This is a genomic window from Leptothoe kymatousa TAU-MAC 1615 (assembly GCF_018739865.1).
Lineage (GTDB): Bacteria > Cyanobacteriota > Cyanobacteriia > Phormidesmidales > Phormidesmidaceae > Leptothoe > Leptothoe kymatousa.
In genome coordinates, this window is record NZ_JADOER010000004.1 from 359,507 (window position 1) to 381,459 (window position 21,953).

18 protein-coding genes are annotated in these 21,953 nt (G+C 43.4%); 2 read left to right on the forward strand and 16 right to left on the reverse strand.

The window, feature by feature from the left end:
• Nucleotides 1-173: 173 nt before the first annotated feature.
• The 14 genes from IXB28_RS04015 to IXB28_RS04080 form a co-directional block, all read right to left on the reverse strand.
• Complete coding sequence (locus tag IXB28_RS04015) at nt 174-1,640, reverse strand: sugar transferase (RefSeq protein ID WP_215617254.1); 1,467 nt, start codon at nt 1,638-1,640, stop codon at nt 174-176.
• A 31-nt stretch (nt 1,641-1,671) separates the two neighbouring features.
• Nucleotides 1,672-2,457, reverse strand: a complete 786-nt coding sequence (locus IXB28_RS04020; RefSeq protein ID WP_215617255.1) for a WecB/TagA/CpsF family glycosyltransferase — start codon at nt 2,455-2,457, stop codon at nt 1,672-1,674.
• A gap of 32 nt (nt 2,458-2,489) precedes the next feature.
• Nucleotides 2,490-3,695 carry a glycosyltransferase family 4 protein gene (locus IXB28_RS04025; RefSeq protein WP_215617256.1) on the reverse strand — a complete coding sequence of 402 codons (1,206 nt, stop codon included), beginning with the start codon at nt 3,693-3,695 and terminating at the stop codon, nt 2,490-2,492.
• Nucleotides 3,688-4,920, reverse strand: a complete 1,233-nt coding sequence (locus IXB28_RS04030; RefSeq protein WP_215617257.1) for a glycosyltransferase — start codon at nt 4,918-4,920, stop codon at nt 3,688-3,690. The genes IXB28_RS04025 and IXB28_RS04030 overlap by 8 nt, the downstream gene beginning before the upstream one ends.
• Before the next feature lie 15 nt (nt 4,921-4,935).
• The gene (locus IXB28_RS04035) at nt 4,936-5,949 is read right to left on the reverse strand and encodes a glycosyltransferase family 2 protein (protein ID WP_215617258.1); all 1,014 of its coding nucleotides are present in this window, start codon (nt 5,947-5,949) and stop codon (nt 4,936-4,938) included.
• A gap of 82 nt (nt 5,950-6,031) precedes the next feature.
• Nucleotides 6,032-7,477, reverse strand: coding sequence for a hypothetical protein (locus IXB28_RS04040; protein ID WP_215617259.1), 1,446 nt, complete (start codon nt 7,475-7,477; stop codon nt 6,032-6,034).
• A 31-nt stretch (nt 7,478-7,508) separates the two neighbouring features.
• Nucleotides 7,509-8,558: a pseudaminic acid synthase gene (gene pseI / locus IXB28_RS04045; protein WP_215617260.1), complete on the reverse strand. Its 1,050-nt coding sequence runs from the start codon at nt 8,556-8,558 to the stop codon at nt 7,509-7,511.
• Entirely contained in the window at nt 8,555-10,054 is a 1,500-nt protein-coding gene (gene pseG, locus IXB28_RS04050; protein ID WP_215617261.1) for a UDP-2,4-diacetamido-2,4,6-trideoxy-beta-L-altropyranose hydrolase, read from the reverse strand. The genes pseI and pseG overlap by 4 nt, the downstream gene beginning before the upstream one ends.
• Nucleotides 10,055-10,119: 65 nt before the next feature.
• Entirely contained in the window at nt 10,120-10,824 is a 705-nt protein-coding gene (gene pseF / locus IXB28_RS04055; protein ID WP_215617262.1) for a pseudaminic acid cytidylyltransferase, read from the reverse strand.
• Between the two features lie 22 nt (nt 10,825-10,846).
• Complete coding sequence (gene pseC, locus IXB28_RS04060; protein WP_215617263.1) at nt 10,847-12,013, reverse strand: UDP-4-amino-4,6-dideoxy-N-acetyl-beta-L-altrosamine transaminase; 1,167 nt, start codon at nt 12,011-12,013, stop codon at nt 10,847-10,849.
• A 4-nt stretch (nt 12,014-12,017) separates the two neighbouring features.
• Nucleotides 12,018-13,034, reverse strand: a complete 1,017-nt coding sequence (gene pseB / locus IXB28_RS04065; protein ID WP_215617264.1) for a UDP-N-acetylglucosamine 4,6-dehydratase (inverting) — start codon at nt 13,032-13,034, stop codon at nt 12,018-12,020.
• Between the two features lie 14 nt (nt 13,035-13,048).
• Nucleotides 13,049-14,350, reverse strand: coding sequence for an ABC transporter ATP-binding protein (locus tag IXB28_RS04070; RefSeq protein ID WP_216862953.1), 1,302 nt, complete (start codon nt 14,348-14,350; stop codon nt 13,049-13,051).
• 402 nt (nt 14,351-14,752) lie between these two features.
• The gene (locus IXB28_RS04075; protein WP_215617265.1) at nt 14,753-15,586 is read right to left on the reverse strand and encodes an ABC transporter permease; all 834 of its coding nucleotides are present in this window, start codon (nt 15,584-15,586) and stop codon (nt 14,753-14,755) included.
• Nucleotides 15,587-15,953: 367 nt separating this feature from the next.
• Nucleotides 15,954-17,984: a glycoside hydrolase family 10 protein gene (locus tag IXB28_RS04080; protein WP_215617266.1), complete on the reverse strand. Its 2,031-nt coding sequence runs from the start codon at nt 17,982-17,984 to the stop codon at nt 15,954-15,956.
• Nucleotides 17,985-18,525: 541 nt separating this feature from the next.
• Between IXB28_RS04080 and rpsO the strand changes: the two genes are divergently transcribed.
• Nucleotides 18,526-18,795: a 30S ribosomal protein S15 gene (rpsO, locus tag IXB28_RS04085; RefSeq protein WP_215617267.1), complete on the forward strand. Its 270-nt coding sequence runs from the start codon at nt 18,526-18,528 to the stop codon at nt 18,793-18,795.
• Between the two features lie 53 nt (nt 18,796-18,848).
• Entirely contained in the window at nt 18,849-19,361 is a 513-nt protein-coding gene (locus IXB28_RS04090) for a PAM68 family protein (protein WP_215617268.1), read from the forward strand.
• A gap of 27 nt (nt 19,362-19,388) precedes the next feature.
• Here IXB28_RS04090 and IXB28_RS04095 read toward each other — a convergent pair whose 3' ends face one another.
• Both IXB28_RS04095 and IXB28_RS04100 read right to left on the reverse strand, forming a co-directional pair.
• Nucleotides 19,389-20,537 (reverse strand): GspE/PulE/PilB domain-containing protein, encoded by a 1,149-nt coding sequence (locus tag IXB28_RS04095; protein WP_215617269.1) that lies wholly within the window; start codon nt 20,535-20,537, stop codon nt 19,389-19,391.
• A 113-nt stretch (nt 20,538-20,650) separates the two neighbouring features.
• Nucleotides 20,651-21,775 (reverse strand): HetZ-related protein 2, encoded by a 1,125-nt coding sequence (locus IXB28_RS04100; RefSeq protein ID WP_215617270.1) that lies wholly within the window; start codon nt 21,773-21,775, stop codon nt 20,651-20,653.
• Nucleotides 21,776-21,953: the final 178 nt, after the last annotated feature.

Below are 21,953 nucleotides of genomic sequence, written 5' to 3' on the forward strand. Positions count from 1 at the left end.
GCTCATCATCCGGAAATAGCTGTCAGGTAGCCACGCAAATGTGGCTAATCCCAGTAATCCTAGCCCCAGTAAACGTTCATATGCAGTTAATCGGTGAGATATTCCCATAGTTGAAATACCATGCCCTTGGACTGTGGGCCGCACTTACCCTACAACAACATCATCACCATGCCCTAATAAGCACCTAACCCGGTTAAAACGATCCGCAGGGTGGCCACCATAATTTCTAGATCTAGGTTGAGGGACCAGTTGTCGATGTAGTGCAAGTCTAGTCTGGCGGCATCATCGAAGGTTTCAATATCAGAGCGACCCGACACCTGCCATAGGCCCGTAATTCCCGGTAGCACCTGATGGCGCGTATGGTGCCACGGTTCAAACTGAGCCACATCCCGCAGGGGTAATGGTCGAGGCCCCACCAAGCTCATTTGCCCCAGCAGGATATTAAACAGCTGGGGCAGTTCGTCTAAGCTGCTCCGCCGCAAAAATTTACCTACCCTGGTGACTCGTGGGTCATGATGTAGTTTGAATAGGATGCCATCGGCACTTTGGTTTTGCTGTTCTAGTTGAGCCTGCTTTTGCGGGGCATCAACGGTCATGGTGCGAAATTTCCATACTTTAAAGGGGTGTCCCCGTAGGCCAATGCGCTCTTGGCGAAAGAAAATGGGCCCCGGTGATGTGAGGCGAATTGCAGCTGAAATTCCTAGAAATACGGGGCTTAAGCATAGGACTGCCAGGGTTGCTAACCCGTAGTCCAGCCAACGCTTAATACGATAGTCTAACCCTTGAAACACTGAGGTTTCAATCATTAATGTGGGTAGCCCTGCGACGATTTCAGGGATGCCGCGCCGATATAGCATTTCCCGGCTAGAGGGCAGCAGCCGCAAGGGGATATTGACCCGGCGCAATCGCCAGTAGAGTCCCGAGGCTAGCTCCACATTGGGGACATCTTCTGCCAGTACCTCATCAGGCTTCGCTGCCAAAATGCGTTGAAACGTCGTTTCTGTATTCGCCATGGAGACCATGGCGGCCCCCACCACTTGATGGGGAGAACGGCGCTCTAAGGTTTTGGCCAGTTGCCGTAGGCGATTGGGCTGGGTAATTAAAAAGACCCGTGTCGGTGCCCGTACACCTTGCCAATGGGCCAATACACCATTAGCGCACACACGGGTAAGGCACACCAACAGGACACTACTGACCCAGGCCGTAAAGAATAACGACCGGGGCGCATCGAGTTTAGGATCGTAGAAATAGGCTAAGACCAGCGATAAAAAATAGACACTACTAATCAGTTGGGCCGTACGCAAGTAGTCCTTGGTCCGTATGGTTTGGCCGTAGAGACCATAGTGGGTAAACAGCAGCAGCGTGCCCCCGGCAAATAGCCAAAATAAGCTAGGTAGGCCTAACCAGTTCCACCACACAAGCTGGGGGGGAATGGGTGAATAGAATTGGTTGAAGTATCTGGCTAATTGCCACGCTACGCCTAGGGCCAACGCATCGCTGAGCAAAAGAATAATCACCCTAAAACTGGTCCAGCCAAACCACTTTGACGGATGGATCCCGCGGGCGGCTCGAATGTCTGTTCCCATGGCCAGCAGGAAATTCTGTTGGCAGTCTGGCTTGTCTGAAACTATGTTTTTCATGCACTGCTTTGACAAACAAGCAGGGCAACCGTTAGCTAGCAGAATGCCCTGTCCCTAGGATAGACCGCATTGCTCGATTCATTAACTGCAGCCCAAATAATAGGAGAAATGCCGTATTGTTGACGACATAGCGTCGCCACAGTCGTCTCGGTTCTTGGTATAGGCGGTAAAGCCATTCTAAACTCCATGCCATCATCCATCGAGGGGCTTGGGACACGGTGCCGCTATGGAAGGCAAAGGCGGCTCCCACCCCCACCATGACAGCGTTTATTTTTCCTTGTTGGCGGGCCATCCATTCTTCTTGTTTGGGGCAGCCTAAGCCGACGAATACGACAGCGGCGCCCGATTGATGGATGGTGGCGATATCGGCGCTTTCTTCTGCTGGGCTGAGCGGACGAAACGGAGGGGCATGGGTGCCGACAATGAGTAGCTGGGGAAATTGGTGCTGTAGGTTTTTGACGAGACGCTGCAGCATGTCTTCGGTGCCGCCATAGAGATAAATTGGTAGATGTTCTTGGGCGGCGCGATCGCACCAGGCCAGCATTAAATCTGGCCCATACACCCGCGACTGATGTTTAATGCCCAGTCGCCGTAGTCCCCACACTAATGGCATCCCATCCGGTGTTACCAAAGCCGCATGGTTCAAAATTTTGCGATAGGCTCGGTTCGAATAGGCCGTCATCACCACATGGACATTGGCGGCGACGATATAACAGGATTGACGGGTGCTCGCCCATTGGGAAATGCGATCGCAGGCGTCTGTATAACTTGTGCCATTCACCCGAGTACCTAAAATTGATACCTGCTGACTTATCATGACGCCACCCTTTCAATACTGAGTAAGCTAGGCTACCCACGTAGGACTCCAGTATAAATCTCCATTAGCTGTTTGTAATTTACTTCAGGCGTAAAAAAATGCTTATAGATGGACCTTGCCGTATTTCCCCATTGCTTTAATTCATTCAAATGATTACCGCACCATTGAAGACGAGCCGCCCAAGCGCGCTCATTTCCAGGGGGGACTTTACAACCGGTTGTATTTTCATCTACAAGCTCTGCTAAGGCTCCTAAGTCAGAGACCATAGCAGCTCTCCCACAAGCAAAAGCCTCTATGACAACTCTTCCGAAGGTCTCATACCACAGAGAAGGTACGAGAATCAAACTAGCGGTTTGAAACCTTTCTAATACTTGGTCGTGGGTGAGGCGTCCTATAAAAGATACATTTTCTAGTTGTTTCTCTTGACAAAACTGTTCAAGTTTTAAGCGATCTGGCCCATCTCCTAAAATCACCAGTTGCCAATCAGGCTCTTTGACTAGGCACCATGCCTTCAGAAGCAATAAGACCCCTTTTTCCTCAGATAGTCGACCCGCAAATACAAAAAGTGGCCGTTGAGGATGAGGGGCAATTTCATCCTCTGTACATATTGGGTCAGCAATAAAGTTCGGTTTAATATAAAGCTTATCTTCTGGAACACCTATTTCGATCAACTTATTGGCTGAAAAATGACTTGGCGTAATAAATGCATTCACATCGTGTTGCCATGTGCGCCGCCATCGATGGGTTGTTACCATTTGCCATAAACTAGCTGAAGCTGGCCAAGAGTCTCGATAACAACGTCTGATTAGGCCACGCCAAGGATTCCGACCAATACAATCCTCACACACGCTGCCCTGTCTATATAAATAGGCGTTTAAACATCCTAGCCGGAAATTTCGTAGATGTTGGATCACGGGTACATCTAAACGATAGGCTGCGTTGTACACCGAAGGAGAAGCTAAAGGAAATAGGTTTTGTCCATGGAATAAATCAGCATTAAATGCTTTGAGTGTTTGGTAAACACGATTATTGGAGTCAATATTCCAAGTTGTTTGCCAAAAGAGAGCGAGCTTCTCAAGCCTACTCATCCTTGAAATACTACTGTTTTGCCATTCCACAAGTCGTACTTGATGACCCGCCTGTTTTAGCACACTGATCTCGGTCGCCATAGAAATATCTTCACCACCACTATTTTGATAGTAGTTGTGGGCCATTAAGACTTTAAGTGGCTTAGCCATAGCCGCATATCTCCTGATACCGAGATTCTAGATTTTTGTTCAATATATCTAAATTAAAATTTTCTGCCACGAAAGCCCGGCCGTTATGAGAAAAATCTTGCCATAGTGCTGGGTTGTCACATAGATATTTCAAGCGAACTGCTATAGCTTGGGGACTTGCAGGAGGGACTAAAAAACCTGTTACTCTATCAATAAGCCCATCTGAAATTCCACCGATATCCGTTGCGATTACTGGTAAACCAGAGGCCTGAGCTTCTTGAACAACAAGTCCTTGACCTTCCTCAGCACCTTCCTTGTCTACAATGCTAGGAAAAAGTAAAAAGTGAGCCTCTTGATAATACTTTTGTACCCGCTCTTGGGTATGGCTGCCTAGAAGCTGAATGTACTCTTCAGCTCCGAGTCTGTCTATTAATATTTGGAGTGGTTTAAGTAAGGGGCCATCACCAATAATTTTATAATTCAGTTTAGGGTACTTAGACTTTAAGCTAGCTACAGCTTGAATACTATATTTAAGGCCCTTACACTCTACCAACCGACCTACTGAGATAAGGTTAATTCGATCCTTGTCTTTATGTTCGAAGGAATGATAACTAAACCTACTGATATCTACCCCCATGGGGATTTTGCAAATTTTCCGTTGAGGGCAACCTAAAGATATAAGTCTAGTCACTGAAAAATTACTATTCGTAGTAAATAAATCACCTTGATTAAATAAACGTTGATAAACATCTAAGCCATGTTTCTGTGGATACGTATTCAGGTCCATCCCGTGGAAAGATGTTACTAACTTGCCATCTAAAAAGCCTAAACTTTTAAGATCGCATCCAATCAGACCTACAAGACCAAAATGACAATGAATAACGTCATATTTTTTTGGTCTTTCTAAAAAAATAATCCCAAGATAAACGAGATATAAGGAAAAAGCTTGACGTTTGAATTGAAAAAAATTCAAGCATCTCAATAGTATGGGCAGATGTTTTATGTATTTTGAGAATATCCAAACAATCTTTAATGCTCGCTTAATGGGACTAATGGGTACATTTGGAGCATAGGTAGTACGAGTTTCTAAGTGATAGTCTTGATAAAGCTTATGCTTGATATTATGGCCTTTATAAATTGCATAAATATCTACTTCGTGGCCTCGGCTGATTAAGCCAACAATTTGATTAATTATAAAAGTCTCTGAAAGTACTGGGAATTTACGCAGTAGGAAGGCAATACGCATAAAATTAATAGCCCTTTAAAGCCGTGTTTTTAGTTTGAAAAAAGGCTGTGCTAACTTAATGATGTAATTTTTAGGGGCAAACCAAATAGCAAAAAACCAGCTCATCCAACCTAATCTTTTGACAATAGAAATTGGGGCAACTAAACCAGAATGTAGACAGGCTACCAATAATCTAAAAGATAAATTCCTGTGCTGTAGTCTAGCTAAAATAACAAGTTTAGCTAGATAGTAACGATTGTTAAGTTTCCAACTAGTAGGTTGTACTGGTAATTGTAATGATTGTGTAACACGATAGAGGGTTTTGACCCTAGATAAATACCGATATGTGTCAGTACGCAGCTGCTGAATCTGCGTTGTTGAGTTCCAATAAGCATTCTTCCCATGTACGCGATACATTCCAATGGGATGACCTACTGCTAATGTTTCACCAAATAGGGGGGATAGGGTAAATAAGTAGGAGTCAGCAGATGTTTTATATGTCTTATTCGGTATCGGTAACGATTGCTCTAAAAAATGACGTGTCCAAAGATTGCCTGATGTTGGTGAACATACATAACTTTCTGGACCAAATTTCAGAATGTGCCCCTTTAAGTCACCAAAGCTTAGCGGTTGTTTGGGAACCCTTTTTTCAGATATAATACCTTCTTCATTTGCTAATAACAGAGGTGCATGAGCTTTAGAAATAATTTTATGTTCTGTATTAATGAGTGTGAGAAAACGTTGTACTGCATCTGACAATAACCAATCATCGGCATCCAAAAAAAGAACTAGTTCGCCTCGGCTAACAGCAAATCCGAGGTTCATCGCCGAGGCCTGTCCTCCATTTTGTTTCTTGATGGTAATCAGTCGGTCGGCATAATCAGATATGATTTCGATAGAAGTATCTGTGGAACCATCATCTACAACGATTACCTCTATGTTGCGATACGTTTGTTGTAGTGCACTCTCAATAGCCTGTGATAAGAATTGATGGTAATTATAATTGACTATAATAATAGTAACAAGGGGACTATATTCAGGTGATTTCATACTGAGACTTTGAACAAAAGGAGATATCAGTATTAGTTATTTGTGGTGGTCTAAAAATCTAAGTTTTGAGGCTATTTGTTTCTCAAATTATTTTTTGGGTTTTGTTTAAGAGCAGTTTTTTTATCGTCTTGAGCAGTCTATAATATCCAGGCTCTGGCCCTAGATATTGATTTAAAAAAGTACCGGAAAATAAATCACTTGGACTATAGTACTGGAATTTTATTCCTCGGCGTAAAAAATAATAACCGTAGGGTAAACAGTTTCTTTTGGGGAGTGGGGTAAGTTTATTTTTCTCCAATAATGTAGTGAGTTCATGGCGAGACTTTGGCTCATAGACGCAATCCAATCCAGAATATAAGCTATCTCCTAAGAGTATAGAAGGTTTTCCCCAATAAGTTGATTCAACCCCAATTGTTGAATTGTAAGCTAAAACAACATCCGCAGTTGTCATTAATGCATACGAGTCGACCTTTGAATTGGAGCTAATAACGCTAACGTTTTCTCCTTGTAGGGAATTCCACCACTTGCGATCTCGAACATTTTTTTTCTCAAGATGAGGGTGAACCCTAATCGTAAGACGATAGTCATCTTGTTTGGCCACCCATGTCATTAAAAAATGAATAGCGTCCCGTTGAGTTGGGAATAGTGGACTTTTAACCAGGTCACCAACAGCTGCAAATTCATCATCGCTTGATGAATAGTATATTGCCCGACGATATTTTCCTGCTGATGTAGGTGTTAAGCCCTGTTCTTGTTGTTCTGTAAAACTTTTCCAGCCAATGCCATCGCCTTGACGTCGACGTTTATAAAAACTGTGAGCTACTTTTTTCTTGTTCTTATCATTTAGATGCCAATATTCTTTAATCTGTTGGCGTATGTACTGAAAATCATGAGGTTGTTTTTTGAAGATCTCATATCGATCATAGGTCGCGCCACGTTCATGATATTCAATTGCAACGTTGAGCTGCTTTGCAGCTTCAAAAATTGCCTTGGCACAAGCAAAGCGACCGTTGAAAGAGATTATTTTATTGGGTTTATACGTAGATAATAAAAGCAGGCTTTTTTCATAAACAGTTGCTGATGACTGTAAATATTTTTGTGTGAGTGCTAGATGTTCAGCTAAAACAGGATCTAATGCTCCTGTTTTAGTGATTAATGAGGAAGTTGTTGCTAGCCCTAATTCAGCATTGTTGTATTTGTATTCTCTTAGCTCTTCTAGCGTATGAGGGAAACTTGTAGAGAAATGTTCTATTGCTAAGTCGATGCTTTTAGGTAAAACAGGACTTGGGATGATATCTACTCCAAAACGTTTAAGGATATTTTTCAACTGGTGAATTCTTTGCTGCTTTTTGATGAAAAAAAATCTTTTATACCAATTTCCATGATTGAATCGACAATCATCAGGATTGTCAATATCGATGAAGCAAAAACCAGTTTTAAAGCCTGAAATTGATTCTTTAATAGCAATTTCACCAGCAGTTTCTATATGAGGATTCCAGGAAAAAGACTCGATAACTAAAATGTCCATGTTGTTGTGTTGATGTCGATTATCTCTAGTGCTAAAGTAAATCCCAAGTTAAAGCGGTACCTTTTTGAATTGTTGTTTTTGCTTGTTTGCCGATGATTTTGTCAATATATTTTGTTGGTAATCCATAACCAGGTCTAATTGCTCTGATGTTACTAACACTAAATACTTCTCCTTCTGCGATATCATCGATGGCATATAGGCTTCGACGAAATTTGAGAGATTTCTGCTCAGAGTCTGTGGGGCCATAATATATTGTTCCTAGGGCTTGCCAAGCTCTTTGCGTTTCTAAAACTAGGGCTTTCATTTCAGATGGTTCCATCGAGAAGGCGGAATCTACGCCACCATGACTACGGCTAAGCGTAAAATGTTTCTCAATCAAAGACGCTCCCAGGGCAATGCTGGCAACGCTGACACCTAAACCGAGCGTGTGATCCGACAACCCCACTTGAAGGTTGAATAGATCACGCATATGAGGGATTGTCAAAATATTAGTGTTGTTTGGAGTAGCGGGATAAGTGCTAGTACATTTAAGTAAAATAAGTTGCTCACACCCGGCGTTGTGTGCAACTTGAACTGTTTCATCAAGTTCAGCAACCGTGGCCATGCCTGTAGAGATAATCATAGGCTTGCCTGTGCTAGCTATTTTTCGAATTAAAGGTAAATCAGTATTTTCAAAAGATGCAACTTTGTAGCATGGCACATCTAATGACTCCAGGAAATCAACTGCTGTAATATCAAAAGGAGAACTAAAGCCAATAATGCCTAATTGTTTGCATCTATCAAAGATGGGTTTATGCCACTCCCATGGGGTGTGTGCTTTTTCGTATAACTTATAAAGCGATTGGCCGTGCCACAGACTAGTGGTGTCATTAATTAGAAACTCATTTGTATTTATATTGAGTGTCATTGTATCGGCCGTATAGGTCTGAATCTTAAGACCGTTAACACCGGCAGCAGCGGCAGCATCAACAATATCTAAGGCGCGTTCCAAAGACTGATTATGATTGCCAGACATTTCTGCTATTATAAAGGGCTTGTGTTTGGCTCCAATTAGTTGTGTCGCAATTTGAATCTCTTTCATTGTGAATACTGTTTAGTAAGTTGAATAGCCAGCTTGTTCTTATAATGTGTTGTTTCAGTTTCCTGAAAACCTGCTTTGATGAATGCCTTAAGTGACGCTTGGTTGTTTATCTGAATATAGGCAGTGACCAGATTTATTTTGGAATGATTTTTCCAGAATTGAGAAGTACCTAACTTGATCAGTTCCGTTCCATATCCTTGATTACGTTTTTCTTTCTGAATAGATAATGAAATAACGGCGTTATTATTACTTATGTCAAATCGAATTGATCCTATAGGAACATCGTGCTTATCTAAAGCTATATAAAACACACAGGTTATAGCCTGTTGTTTGCTATTAAACCATTGGACATGTTCTTCCCATGGAATTATTTTTGATGAGAAAGAGGAGTTTCTTACGTCTGGATCATTTGCCCATTGCCATATCAATGAGCAGTCTTTTTTTTGTATATTTCTTAGACGTAATCTTTGATTCTGTAAATGCATTAAGGTGCGATAAACACCCTCTCCATCTATTAGATTGCGAGTATTATTGCCTAATTCTCGTCTTAACTCTGGATTATGCACTAATTCATCAATTTTTGATTCTAAATTGGATAACGACAGCTCTCTATCCCATCCTAAATTAATTGCAGTTTGCCTCGAGTCTAGTTGTTCCGCGATCGCACATTGATTTTGGGCCAGGACTATCACTATGCTAGGTAACCCCATGAAAATTAGTTCCCAGCACGTGCTACCACCAGCTGTCACTGCTAAATCGGCCCAAGCCATGAGTTCCGGCATATTTCTCACATTGTGACGCAGGGAGATTGCTAAATTAGAACCTTTAACAAATTTAGCAATCTGTTGATAATGAGGATTACTGCCGCCTACAACAACTATGACTTCTAATGTATTAACTTGAAGCTTTGTCAGCGATTGAATCACCTTAAGAGTCACGTTATTGGGATCAGATCCTCCTAGTGTTACTAGTATTTTGCGCGCTATTTTAGGTGTTTTACGTTGCCAGTGTTGCCAAGATCTAAATTCCTTTCTTAAGAGAACATAGGAACTACCTAATAATAGGTGTGTCTTCTGTTTTCGATTGATATATAAACTTTCATGGGCATATATATTTTGATTTAGTACTATATCAGCCCAATAATAATTGGTCTGTCCATAGTCATCTATTAATAGGAGTTTAAATCCGCTAGTCTGTATGCTGTATTGATACTCTGCATCAAAATGGTAGCCATCTATCACTATCCATGTTGTTGCTAATTCTTGGGCTTTACCAATCGTTTTTTCAGCATCTTCCTGGCTATTAGATGTTTGACTTAGATATTCAAAGTCTAGATTTTCAGCGTTTAATCGTGATTCTAAGACTGACGCAGTCGGTGACATTAAAAATGTCACCGACTGCTCATACTCTATGAGAATTTGGGCTAATGCTATACAACGCATTACATGCCCAGTTCCAATTTTAGAGGAAGCATCAACTCGAATCAGTACATGCATCTTACTGTCAAAATACGCGCTTAAAAACCGTCCTATTCGGCTAGAAAATTCTCTATTGGAGTCCTTTATTTCTGCTTGAAGTCATGATTCATAATAGTTTTTGAAATTATTTCTGCTCTTTTCCAATCGTCTTCAGTATCAATGTCATGAACTCGCCATGTTGGAATGACAACACATGTTGAATGTTGCGCAAAAATACGCTTATTGTTTAACCATGCCGAAGGTCGTCCCCAATAAAACTGTCCGGCATCATGTAATGCCCTAGGCATATCCTGTGAACGAACTAAGAAATAGTCTGGGAAAAACATCTGAAGCTCACCTCTCGAAGTTTGTTCGAATGAACGGAAGATGGGCGTAGAAAATTCTGTAGCTGAGAAGACATATTCCCAGTTTCCTGATTCTAGAAAATTAAGCCCTTGTTTGATGTCCTTTATTTGGATAAACGGGGCAGTTGCATAAATACAGCATACTGCTGTCACTGGCCAACCTGCGTTGATCATCCATTGTGTAGCATGGGCAATCACTTCGGTGGTTCCAGTGTGATCATCAGAAATTTGCTCTGGGCGAGTAAACGGGACTTCTGCTCCTAGCTGTTTAGCAATTGCAGCAATTTCACAGTCTTCTGTGGAAACAATTATTCGATCAAATAAAAGCGACTTTTGTGCCGCTTGGATAGACCAGGCAATCATTGGTTGTCCATAAAAGATTTTGATGTTTTTACGAGGAATTCGTTTACTACCGCCTCGCGCTGGAATGACTGCTACTTTCATGGCAAGAGAACCCTTTAATTCATTATTCCAAAATTCTAGATAAGGTGTGAATGACTTTATCCTGGGCAGTTTCCGTTAATCCGTAATATAGAGGTAAACTGATTGCCTCTTGGTAATATTTTTCTGCCTCAGGAAACTGCCCCCACCTGAACCCTAAATGTTGATAGTAAGGTTGGGTATGGACTGGTATATAGTGCTTTTGGACTCCAATGTTTGTTTGTCGAAGTGCTTCAAATATTTGTTGGTACGTTTTAGTTATTTTCTTGAGTTGTAACCTAACTACATACAGATGCCAACTAGAGTTTGTCGCCTTGTTCTGCCAAGGTCGCGTTAACGGTAGCTTCTTTAAAAGATGATTGTATCGATTAGCTAGCCAACGTCGTTGCTTTACAAAATTATCGAGCCGCTGTAGTTGACTAAGACCTAGGGCAGACTGAATATCGGTTATACGATAGTTGTAACCTAACTCGAGCTGTTGATAATACCAAGGTCCATGGGACTTATTTTGAAATAAATCTGGATCTTTGGTTACACCATGACTACGTAATCGTTTTAATTTCTCATATAAATCCCATCGATTTGTTACTACTATTCCACCTTCACCTGTAGTGATTATCTTGACTGGATGAAAGCTAAAGACTACCATTTCTGAGAAGGAACAATTGCCAATAGATTGATCTTTATACTCTCCTCCAATTGCATGGGAGGCATCTTCAATGATTTGGAAACCATACTTTTGAGATAGTTTTCCTATCTCTTCCATCTCACATGATTGCCCTGCAAAGTGTACTGGAATTAAAATTTTAGGTAGTTGTCCAGATTTTTCTGCTTGTTCTAACTTTTCTTTGAGAGACTTTATACTCAGGTTATAAGTTCTTGGGTCGATATCAACAAAATCGATGGTCGCGCCGCAATAGCGGCCACAATTAGCCGAGGCTACAAACGTATTAGGAGAAGTCCATAATCGGTCTCCATGTTGTAAGTCAGCAGCTATGCATGCAATATGTAATGCAGCGGTTGCACTAGATACTGCAACTGCATACTTGACGCCACAGTATGCTGCAATCGCTTGTTCGAATTTACTTACTATCGGGCCTTGAGTTAACCAGTCTGATTTAAGAACTTCGATTACAGAATTGATATCTTGCTGCGTAATGCTTTGTTTTCCGTAAGGAATATAGTTATCCATATCTCTAAACGGTAAAGTTTGGATCAACATAAGCTTTTGTCAATTCTCTGAGTTCTTTCACGGTAAGAAATTCATGATTCTGCCCAGAGTTATAGCTAAATCCTGGCTCTACAGGATTTGCACTCATGATTTCACAATATTGCTCAATACTATAGCTAGCTTGGTTTGGTAAAATCGCATAATAATTACCTAGGTCTACTGTTGTGTAAGAGTCGGAACTAGTAATCATCTCTTCATGGATTTTTTCTCCAGGACGAATGCCTATAACTTTATGTTCACAATTGGGAGCAATAGCTTTCGCAACATCAGTAATTCGGTAAGAAGGTATTTTAGGAACTAAAATTTCGCCTCCTATCGATTTTTCAATAGCCCAAAAAACCATCTCTACACCTTCCCTTAAGGAGATATTGAAGCGGGTCATTTCTCTATCGGTAATGGGAATGAACCCTTGTTGACGCTTACTTAAGAAAAAAGGAATGACCGAGCCTCTTGAACCCATAACATTGCCATAGCGTACGACGCTAAAGTTAATCTCTCGGTGGCCTTTAATATTGTTGGCTGCGATAAAAAGTTTATCTGAGCAAAGCTTGGTAGCACCGTAAAGGTTGATTGGAGCTGCAGCTTTGTCAGTAGATAAAGCCACTACTTTTTTTACTTGTGTGTCTAATGCCGCCTGGATAACATTTTCAGCACCTAAAACATTAGTTTTGACAAATTCCATAGGATTGTATTCAGCTGTAGGAACTTGTTTTAAGGCTGCAGCATGTACAACAATATCAATCTGTTCGAGTGCCCGAGTTAGTCTTTTAGGATCGCGGACATCTCCAATGAAATAGCGTAATCCTGGATATTGTCTGGGGGAGAATATCTGAGACATTTCAAATTGTTTTAGTTCATCCCGAGAATAAATAACTAGCCTTCTAATATTTGGGAACGTGTCTAAAATTCTTTTGATGAACTCTTTACCAAAAGAGCCAGTGCCTCCAGTCACTAAGATAGAGGCATTTTCACTGATGATCATAAACTTTCACTAATTTAATTGGACAGTGTTTGGTCTGAGAGCAAATGTGATTCCATTGAGAAAAAACCCAATAGACTAGATGGATGAAGATTTTTGGATGAAGTGTCTATATTTGCATTGACTACTAGTGGATGTGTCAGGTCGTCAACCACATCATATGCCTGAGTTGTAGAGTTTCCGAGCCAAAAGTATAAAAGATACTCTCCTGGTAAAAGATTGTTATTTGTCCATTCGATAACAATGGTTTCTTTGCCGTAATTTGCTGATTCTTTCGAGGATAAATGGTGGAAGTCTGAGGTTATCGGTTCACCTGTTGTTCCTGACCGTAAGCGGATGAGTAAGCCAAGTTCTTTGACCTCAGAAAACACCTGATAGGAGAGTTTAAATCGGATTTTATCTCCCATGGGAAAATGAAAGGTCTCATTATTGTTATTGTCTAAAAGAGTTATTTCAGTAAAACGTACTTGGCCTTCCCCTCTTCTAGAAGAAGAATTCTTGACTCCTGTAGAGACATTAAATTGTAAGTTTCGAAGACTTTGATGATAGGTATTTAACGATGCTTCTATTGATTCATCAGCAATTATTTCGCCTTTATCAAGTAAAATTCCACGTGTACAAAGATTTCTAATGGCTTGCATATTATGACTGACAAATAAAATTGTTCTGCCTTCTCCAGAGACAGTTTCCATTTTGCCAAGACATTTTTTTTGAAAGGCTATATCTCCTACCGCTAAAACTTCATCAACAACGAGGATTTCTGGTTCTAGATGGGCGGCAACTGCAAAAGCTAGCCGAACATACATGCCAGAGGAGTATCGTTTAACGGGGGTATCTAAAAATTTAGCAACTTCTGAAAAATCAACGATCTCATCGAATTTTCGATTGATTTCAGAACGACTCATTCCTAAAATTGCTCCATTTAGAAAAATATTTTCACGACCGGTTAATTCCGGATGAAAACCAGTGCCTACTTCTAATAGACTGGCAACTCTGCCGTTTAAACGAATTTTGCCAGTCGTCGGTTCTGTAATACGGCTTAAAACCTTTAGCAGGGTAGACTTTCCTGCTCCATTTCGTCCGATAATTCCAACAACTTCTCCTCGTTTGATTTCAAATGAAATATTTTTTAATGCCCAAAAGTCTTCTTTGTTAGGTAAGGAAAGTGATTGTCCAGGCTGTATAAACTTTTTACTAGCTTTCTTTATCCCGTCTGCTATGACATCTCGTAAGGCTTTGTAGCGATAACCTCCATGTTGCTGATGTCCGATGACATACTTTTTACTCAAATTTTCTACTTGGATTATCGTGTCAGTCATGACAGCAAAAAATGTATACGAGTAAAGACAACCATACGAAAGATTAGGATGCCCATAATAATTTATCAACTTTTCATACTTTAATAAATTATTGTGAGTTTTGGATAAATGAAAATGTAGAACTTCTATATATACTGATGCAGTAATTTTAAGAATACTGGTTGATACAATCAACTTTGGCTTGTGGACCTTGAGTGGTCAGGATATTTGAAATCAATAAATTTTGGAAATAAATGAAATTTCTAAAATGGTAGTGACTTACTTATTTAAAAGGTCTGTTATGGAAGGTTTTTGATGTTTTTATTCGTATCAACATTTGCTTGCAAAATGAGCTGTCATCCACCTATTTATGAGGCATATCTTTGGTGAAATGATGGAAAGAAATTACTCGTTTTGCAGATACTAAATAATATCGGCAAAGGTTCTTTCCATACGCCTAAAATATAATATGCCTGATATAAGTAGTCCGGTCACCAATAGTAGTGAGAGTATAAAGCCTGACCAAAATAGTTGTGTATCACCGCCGATAATGGCCCAGCGAAATCCATCAATTACTCCAACCATCGGGTTGAGAGAATAGAGCAGTCTCCAATTTTCTGGAACGATGGTGCTGCTAAACCCAACGGGTGAAATGTAGAGGCCAAACTGGACGATAAACGGGACAATATAGCGGAAGTCTCGATATTGCACATTGAGTGCGGCTAGCCAGAGACCAACTCCCATGGATGCGGCAAAGGCAATAGCAATAAATAATGGCAGGGTTAAAATACGCCAGGTGGGTACGGCATTAAACCAGGCCATCAGACCGAGTAGAATGATGCCTGAAATCAAGAAGTCTACAAAACTGACAATGACCGCACTGGTGGGTACAACCAGTCGCGGAAAGTAAACTTTTGAAAGTAGGTTTGAGTTAACAATTAGGCTGTTGCTGCATTCCGATAGGGCGCTGGCAAAAAACTGCCAAGGTAACATGGCAGCAAAAACTAAAATTGGATACGGCGCATCGCCCTCTGAGGGGAGATTTGCTAATCGTCCAAAGACGATGCTAAAGACAACCATGGTTAAAAATGGTCGCAGTAATGCCCAGGCGATGCCGATGGCAGTTTGTTTGTAGCGTACAAGAATGTCACGCCAGGCTAGAAAGTAAAATAGCTCTCGATAGCGCCAAAGATCTCGCCAGTATTGAGCCTCGGTGCGACCGGCTTCGATGACAAGTTCCGGGACAGGCTCGGACATGGGGGGCAGTGGTGATGGGTAAGTATGAAAATATTACTTCTCCAGAGTGCCCAACTGTACACAGAATGTCATCAAGTTTATTTGGTACTCCCTTAGGGAAATGCACATAAATAAAATCCTAATCACAGAATATGTCGTAGGACCACCTCCCCTTACGAAGGGGAGGTGCCGTAGGCGGAGGGGTCTGGACCGATAGCGCTAACTGTCGATAACCCCCTGTAAGTCCCCCTAAGCCCGAAGGGCAGGCTTCGCCAACGTAAGGGGGACAGCACACCTCGAACATGTCTCAAAGAGATAGATTATTTTCATGCAGACGCCTTACCATGGAGCCTAGTGCTGGCTAATCTTCTTGAGCAGGGTTATAAGGTTAAGGGATAAATCGCTTTTCACCGTAGGCTAATAAATGTTCGATGGTCGTGAGCCGATTTTGCCAGGTTTGTAGGCGATAACGGTTTTGCTGCGATTGGATTGTTAAATCTGAGGAAATAGTTCGATCGAGTTGGTTTAATTGCGATCGCACCACCTCTAATTTTCGATGGGATGGATTGTTCGCTAACGCCTCGAGCTGTTCGCCCAAAACATTAACATCACTAACCCATTGAGCAACGGCTTGGTCTTGCATCAGTATTTGGCCATTGTTCAATAGCCAACTCCACTCACGCTGTAATGCCTGATATCGTTCTGCCGCCGTCGTAAAAGGCTGTTGCTGCGGTACAGAATGGGGAGTGGTCTCCTCCGTGCCCTGGGTATTGTTCAGTAACTGTTGAATGCTCTGTTCCAGGTTATCTGCCGCAAATAGGGCATACCCACTTACCGGCAGATCTCGCAGCGTTTGAATCTGATCCAGGGCGGCCATGTCCGGTAAATTCAGCAAGCGAATCCCTGGAATAATTAATGTAGAACCATGGCTACGTTCCAATACCCAAGGATGAATGAGCTCCTCAAAACGGTTGGTATCCATGGCATAGCTCATGAGTACAATCCAATCCACATCTCCCTGTTTAGCCCACGTTTCCCAGTCTTGCTGAATCTTTTGGATGCGTTCATGGGTGGGTTTCGCAAACACCGCCGCTGAAATAATCATATCGGGGCGGCGCTGCCGCAACATCTGGGATGCTTCAGCAACAAACGAACTGACCTGCTCCACTCGAAACTCAGTCCAGCGTTCCCAGAGCTGTTGACGCCGCCGCTGCTCCCGCTGCGACAACCGAGGGTTACGGCGGGGAGATAGGATGGCCGGATCAACTCCAGTTAAATCGCGAAACTGTAAACGGGCTGCCGTCCCATATCCGTAGGTACGATCGGCCCCCGGATCTTGGAAGGGATAACGGACATAATCAAAATGGATGCCATCCACATCATAATTATTGGTGAGCTCTTGAAGCATGCGCATCAAATAGCCACGCACATGACGATTGGCGGGATCGAGAAATGGTTTATCTTGACCCACGGGGATGTTTCGCCCTTGGCGATCGTAGGCCGCCCACCCAGGATTTGCATTGAGTAAAGGCCCTGGATAGTTTGCCGGTAGATTTAACAGCGAGTTGTGTCGGCGATTGCCCGCCGCAAACAACCACACCCAAGCATGGACTTCAATGCCTCGCTCCTTACCCAATTTAATGGCGGATTCTAACGGATCCCAGTGGCGGGTCAGGGGATTTTGTTGGGGGGCGATGCGACTGGGATAGATGGGATAGCCAGCGTTAATCGTTTCAAAAAAGACCGTATTAATCCCTGCGGCGGCCAATCGGTCAAAAACTTCTGCCAGACCGGTTTCCGAGCCTGAGCGCACAATTGTGCCACGGTCCAACCACATTGCCCGTACTTCTGCTTGGGCTAAGGATTGCTGCACAGGAAAGGCATTCCAAAGCGCTTGCCGGGCTGTTAACCACCGCTGTCTAGCCGTGTCATAATCCTTGCGCGCAATTAAATCAGACCAGTCATTTAATGTGCTTTGTGCCGTTTCCAATGCGGGGTGGTTCAACGGTGTTGGTAGGCTAGCGCCCCCTAAACTAGCGCTGAGACTTCCTTCCCTAGTTACAGATGTGGCGGGTAACTCTGCTGGCTGCGTACTGGCATAACCATGGAGCAAAGCGCCTTCAAATCGCCCCATAAGATTGCTCAACTCCTCCCACATAGCGCGCTCTAAATACGGGCTAATGGGCATATCCCCGGGCCGAATATCTAATCCAGGCGGTTCTACATCATTCGCGGGATCTGCCTCACTCAATGCCAGCTGTGCATTGTCCAAGTTTGAAGCACGATTGATCGTATCAACAGATGTATCAGTCGTAGAGTCTACTAAAGGAGAGGAACTAGCAAAGCTAGGATTAGCCAGGAATATTCCTCCGAGTAAAATCGCCAATGCACGGGAAGGAGCGAACCGCAGGTGAGACATGGATAAACGAAACAAACTAAGTAAAAGTACTGACTTGAAAACTTAAAACCAGCGTGAAGTAGACAAAGTTTCAAGGAATTTATGAATAAGGAGTTTATTTGAACTTATTTAAAGAGTTTTCCCAAAATGACTATACCTAACTGGGTTGTTCACCTCAGGAGTAATTGATCCAAGTGCTATAAAGGTTTACGGAAACTTCAGTCTGCTCTTTTTTGAGCCGTCGATGGTCGTCGTTTAATGGTCGGCTAAAATTAGTCAAACGCAATCGGCCATTCCCCGGATAGAGATGACTGGACCCATGCTTAATATGGAGAGGACAACCCACGGCGAGGCATATGTGCCGGTGACGTCTATTGCCTAAGTGTTATTAATGGGGGTGGGATCTACAAAGGTCGAACCAATCCAAAATACTTAAAGAGTAAGTTTTGAATTTACGGTCCTTAGCTCGGCATTACTGTAGTAAAATACAAAATCCTGCGTTGAGTTTGCGCGTCGCATATTTAACGAGATTTGTTTCGATCGGCTCTAATTTATAAGCTCTATGGCGCTACTGCAAGAACAAAAGCAATCCATTATTTCCGATTACCAGGTGCACGAGACGGACACCGGTTCTGTGGACGTTCAGGTGGCTATGCTCACTGAAAAAATCAATCGTTTGAGCAAGCATTTGCAATCCAATAAGAAGGATCACTCTTCCCGCCGTGGTCTGCTCCGGATGATTGGTCGTCGTAAGCGACTCCTTGCTTATTTGGTGAAAGAGGATTCCACTCGCTATCGTGCTCTGATTCAAAAGTTAGGCATTCGCGGCTAAGGCCTCGATCCAGCTCACATTTTTAGTCTGCGCAGTCTAATATCACGGGTGTCATGGCGTCTAATTCTAAGCGCGAGTCGCTTCCGTTTGAGCCGAAGTCGAATAAACGACTGCGGGATCAAGGTGCTGAAGATGAGGCAGTTTCATCTACGGCTAAGGTGGAGCCTTCGGAGGCAGACCGTAAGCAGAGCAAGTCCCAAAGGAAGTCATCTGCGAGTTCCCAGGAAAATAGTCTGGGTATTCCAGAGGTAGTCAGTCGTCGTATGATGCGGCGTATGGCCGTGTTTGCTGGAATTCCCACATTCTTGGGGATGGCTTCTTTTGTGGTGGCGTATATTTTGCTGATTCGCAACATTGTTGAAGTGCCCAATGTTGTCGTCTTGCTTGTGTCCCTCGCTGGTTTTGGGCTTGGCACTGTGGGCCTAAGTTACGGTGTTCTATCCGCATCTTGGCAAGAAGATACGGCGGGTAGCCTCTTGGGTTTTGAAGAATTTTCTGTTAATTTCCGCAGGTTGATACAGGGGTTGCGTAGTAAGCAAAAGCCAGATTCCAGCGCTGAATCGTAGGCTGGGCGTTGGTTGGCTTATCTGTTATCAATCCGATGGTTCCATAATTTCATGGAGCTGTTGCTCCATTTGCTTGAGCATATTCATAATTGTTGGCAGCGTTTTTTGTTTGGTGTCTTGAGCATCCAGGTTGCGCTGGGCTTGGGTACGCAGTTCATCAATGCGCTGCTGTAGGTCCTGGGCAATGCCTAGGGCATCACGACCGATATTATCGATTTGTTGCTGTTGATAAAACTTCAGGGCAGCTCCTCGCAAAAGCTGCAGTGTGGCTTCTTCCCCCTCTTCTCCGGGCATGACGCGGAACCTGAGCAAAATCCGTTTGCGGTTGTGGATGCGTTCGATTTCTACTTGTTTGGGCTTTCTTACCGGAATCAGTGCCAGGCTCATTAGCCGCTTGAGTTCGTTGATCACGCCTTGGAAGAGCTGTATGGGCACATCATTTAATGTGGCTTGGACCACACCATCCTTACTCCATAGGATGCGGACATTACCGTGGCGACGCTCTAGATACAGTCGGCCAATGCCTTCTTGGGTAATTAACCGCTTCAATAGGGTTTGGGTGAGTTCTTTCGGCGTTAATTTGTTGAGGTCAGCTAGGTTCTCAGGCTTGGCTACTGGTTGCGTTTTAGCTGTTTCTGGCTGTGGAACTTCTATGTGTAATGGCGTTGGGGGGGCTGGTGGTGCTGCATGATCGACGTCTGACGTGGCTGGTTTTGGGGCGGGTGGGGCTACGTCTGTTTCCTTGTGTACGCGTTCGATAATTTCTGCAGGCGCACCAACGACCAATGTGGGTTGCTCAACAAATGGGGCAGAAGGATTGTGCTGTGGCTCGGGTTGTTGAGCCGCTTGGCGCGTTTTTGCTGAGTGGCTTAGAAATTTTGATAGAATCTCTCGATGCCAATCCGAGGAAATGGGTTGGGAAACGATTGAACAATTAATGTATGAAACCTGTCGCCGCACATAATCGGCGGCACTTGTGTCATCGGTATTGACCATTCCCAGGTGTAGGCTGCTGCCTTCAATGGATAGGGGCAAGACCTGGTAGTAAAGGCAAGCTTCGAAGGGCAAAATGCTTTCTATGAGGAGAAACATTTGCTCTAAGTCGGCTTTGGAGGCTGTTTTTTTTAATCCATGGGCTAACGATGAGAGGGCATGGTCTTCGGGGAAGGTTGACATGGTGGCAGCTGCCTAGGGAGGAATAACGAAGATGAAGTTTAGGCGGGAGTATTTAATCTGCCCGTAGAGCATCAACCTGTTGCTCGAAGACAACCTTCAAGAGCCCGGTATCGCTAGGTTCGCAGATTCTGGGCAGCTAGATAAAGCTTAGCCCATTCACCCATGACTTGTTTTGATTTGCACCCTAGCTTTTGCGCGATCGCATCAATGTCCTGACCATCTTTAAGTTCGGACAAGAGCTGCTGTTGAGAAGGTTCCAATTTTTGCCAATAGGCTTCCCATTGAGTCGGCGTTAGCCCCAAGTTGTGATCCGTTAACGTGGTTTTTAGCCAACTTAAAACCAGTTCTGGCTGTTCCTTGAGGGTAAAAATGCGAATCGCATGGTAGCTAATTTTTTCCCGCAGGCGATAAACCTGATTAATGGATAGTTCGAGCTGCTTGGCGATACTGTCTTGGGTATAGCCCTGGAGATGGAGTTCTAGCCATTTGATTGCCGTATCCCCTAGGGCTTCTTCGAGATAACTCACAAAGCTATCCTTTACCGACTGTCGGGCCTGCTGAGTGGCTTCAAAATCCTGTTGTTTTTCATAGGTGCCGACAGCTTGCACGTCAAATAAGCTGATGGTGCTATCGCTTTCGTCAGTACCAATTTCTTCGGAAATTAGCTGAATCAGCTGGGCCCCTGGCACTTGGGTCATCCCTCCCCGCTGGGAACGGCGGAGATAGTTGACAAATCGATAAACAATTAGGGGCTGGTTGCGAATGGGCCGTAGGCAATATTCCTCAATGGTTGCCATGGTTAGAATGTTGCGGAGCTGAGGCCGCTTGGTACATTGGGCGATCCATCGCATTTGCTGTTGCAGATGGCGATCGCTCTGCAGCATTTCTTGAATGATTTCTTGTAAAACATCCTTGACCTGGCGTTGGCGATCGCGACTGAGGGCAATCCATGTACGGATTTTGCTACGGACCAAAAACAGTCCGCCCAACTTGCGCATCAGGGTTTGATACGCCCGGTCCGGTGCTAGACCCCAATAGGTTTTATAAAAAATACGGTAGCGATAATCCATGGCTTGGGTCGCAATGGATAAATCTCGATGGGAAAGCGTCTCTAACCGTTCAGTATCTTCACCGCATAGCCATTGTGCAATCGCTGTATGGGTATCTTGGCTTTGATCGGGCAAATCGGTCTGAAGCCTTTCTAGCCACTTATTTACGATTGTAGTTGCAACTGCCATGCGTGTGTCTGCTGCTGATTAGAGAACTTCCAAGGCCAAAGGCCCAACGGATGATTTGCCCATTTTAGTGCACGTAATCCTTAGGAAATTAGAGATTTGTGCGGATATGGATTCCATATCCTGATGTGCACGCACCGATTGTTTCTAAGAACTGATGTGCTGCTAGGGATACGGAGAT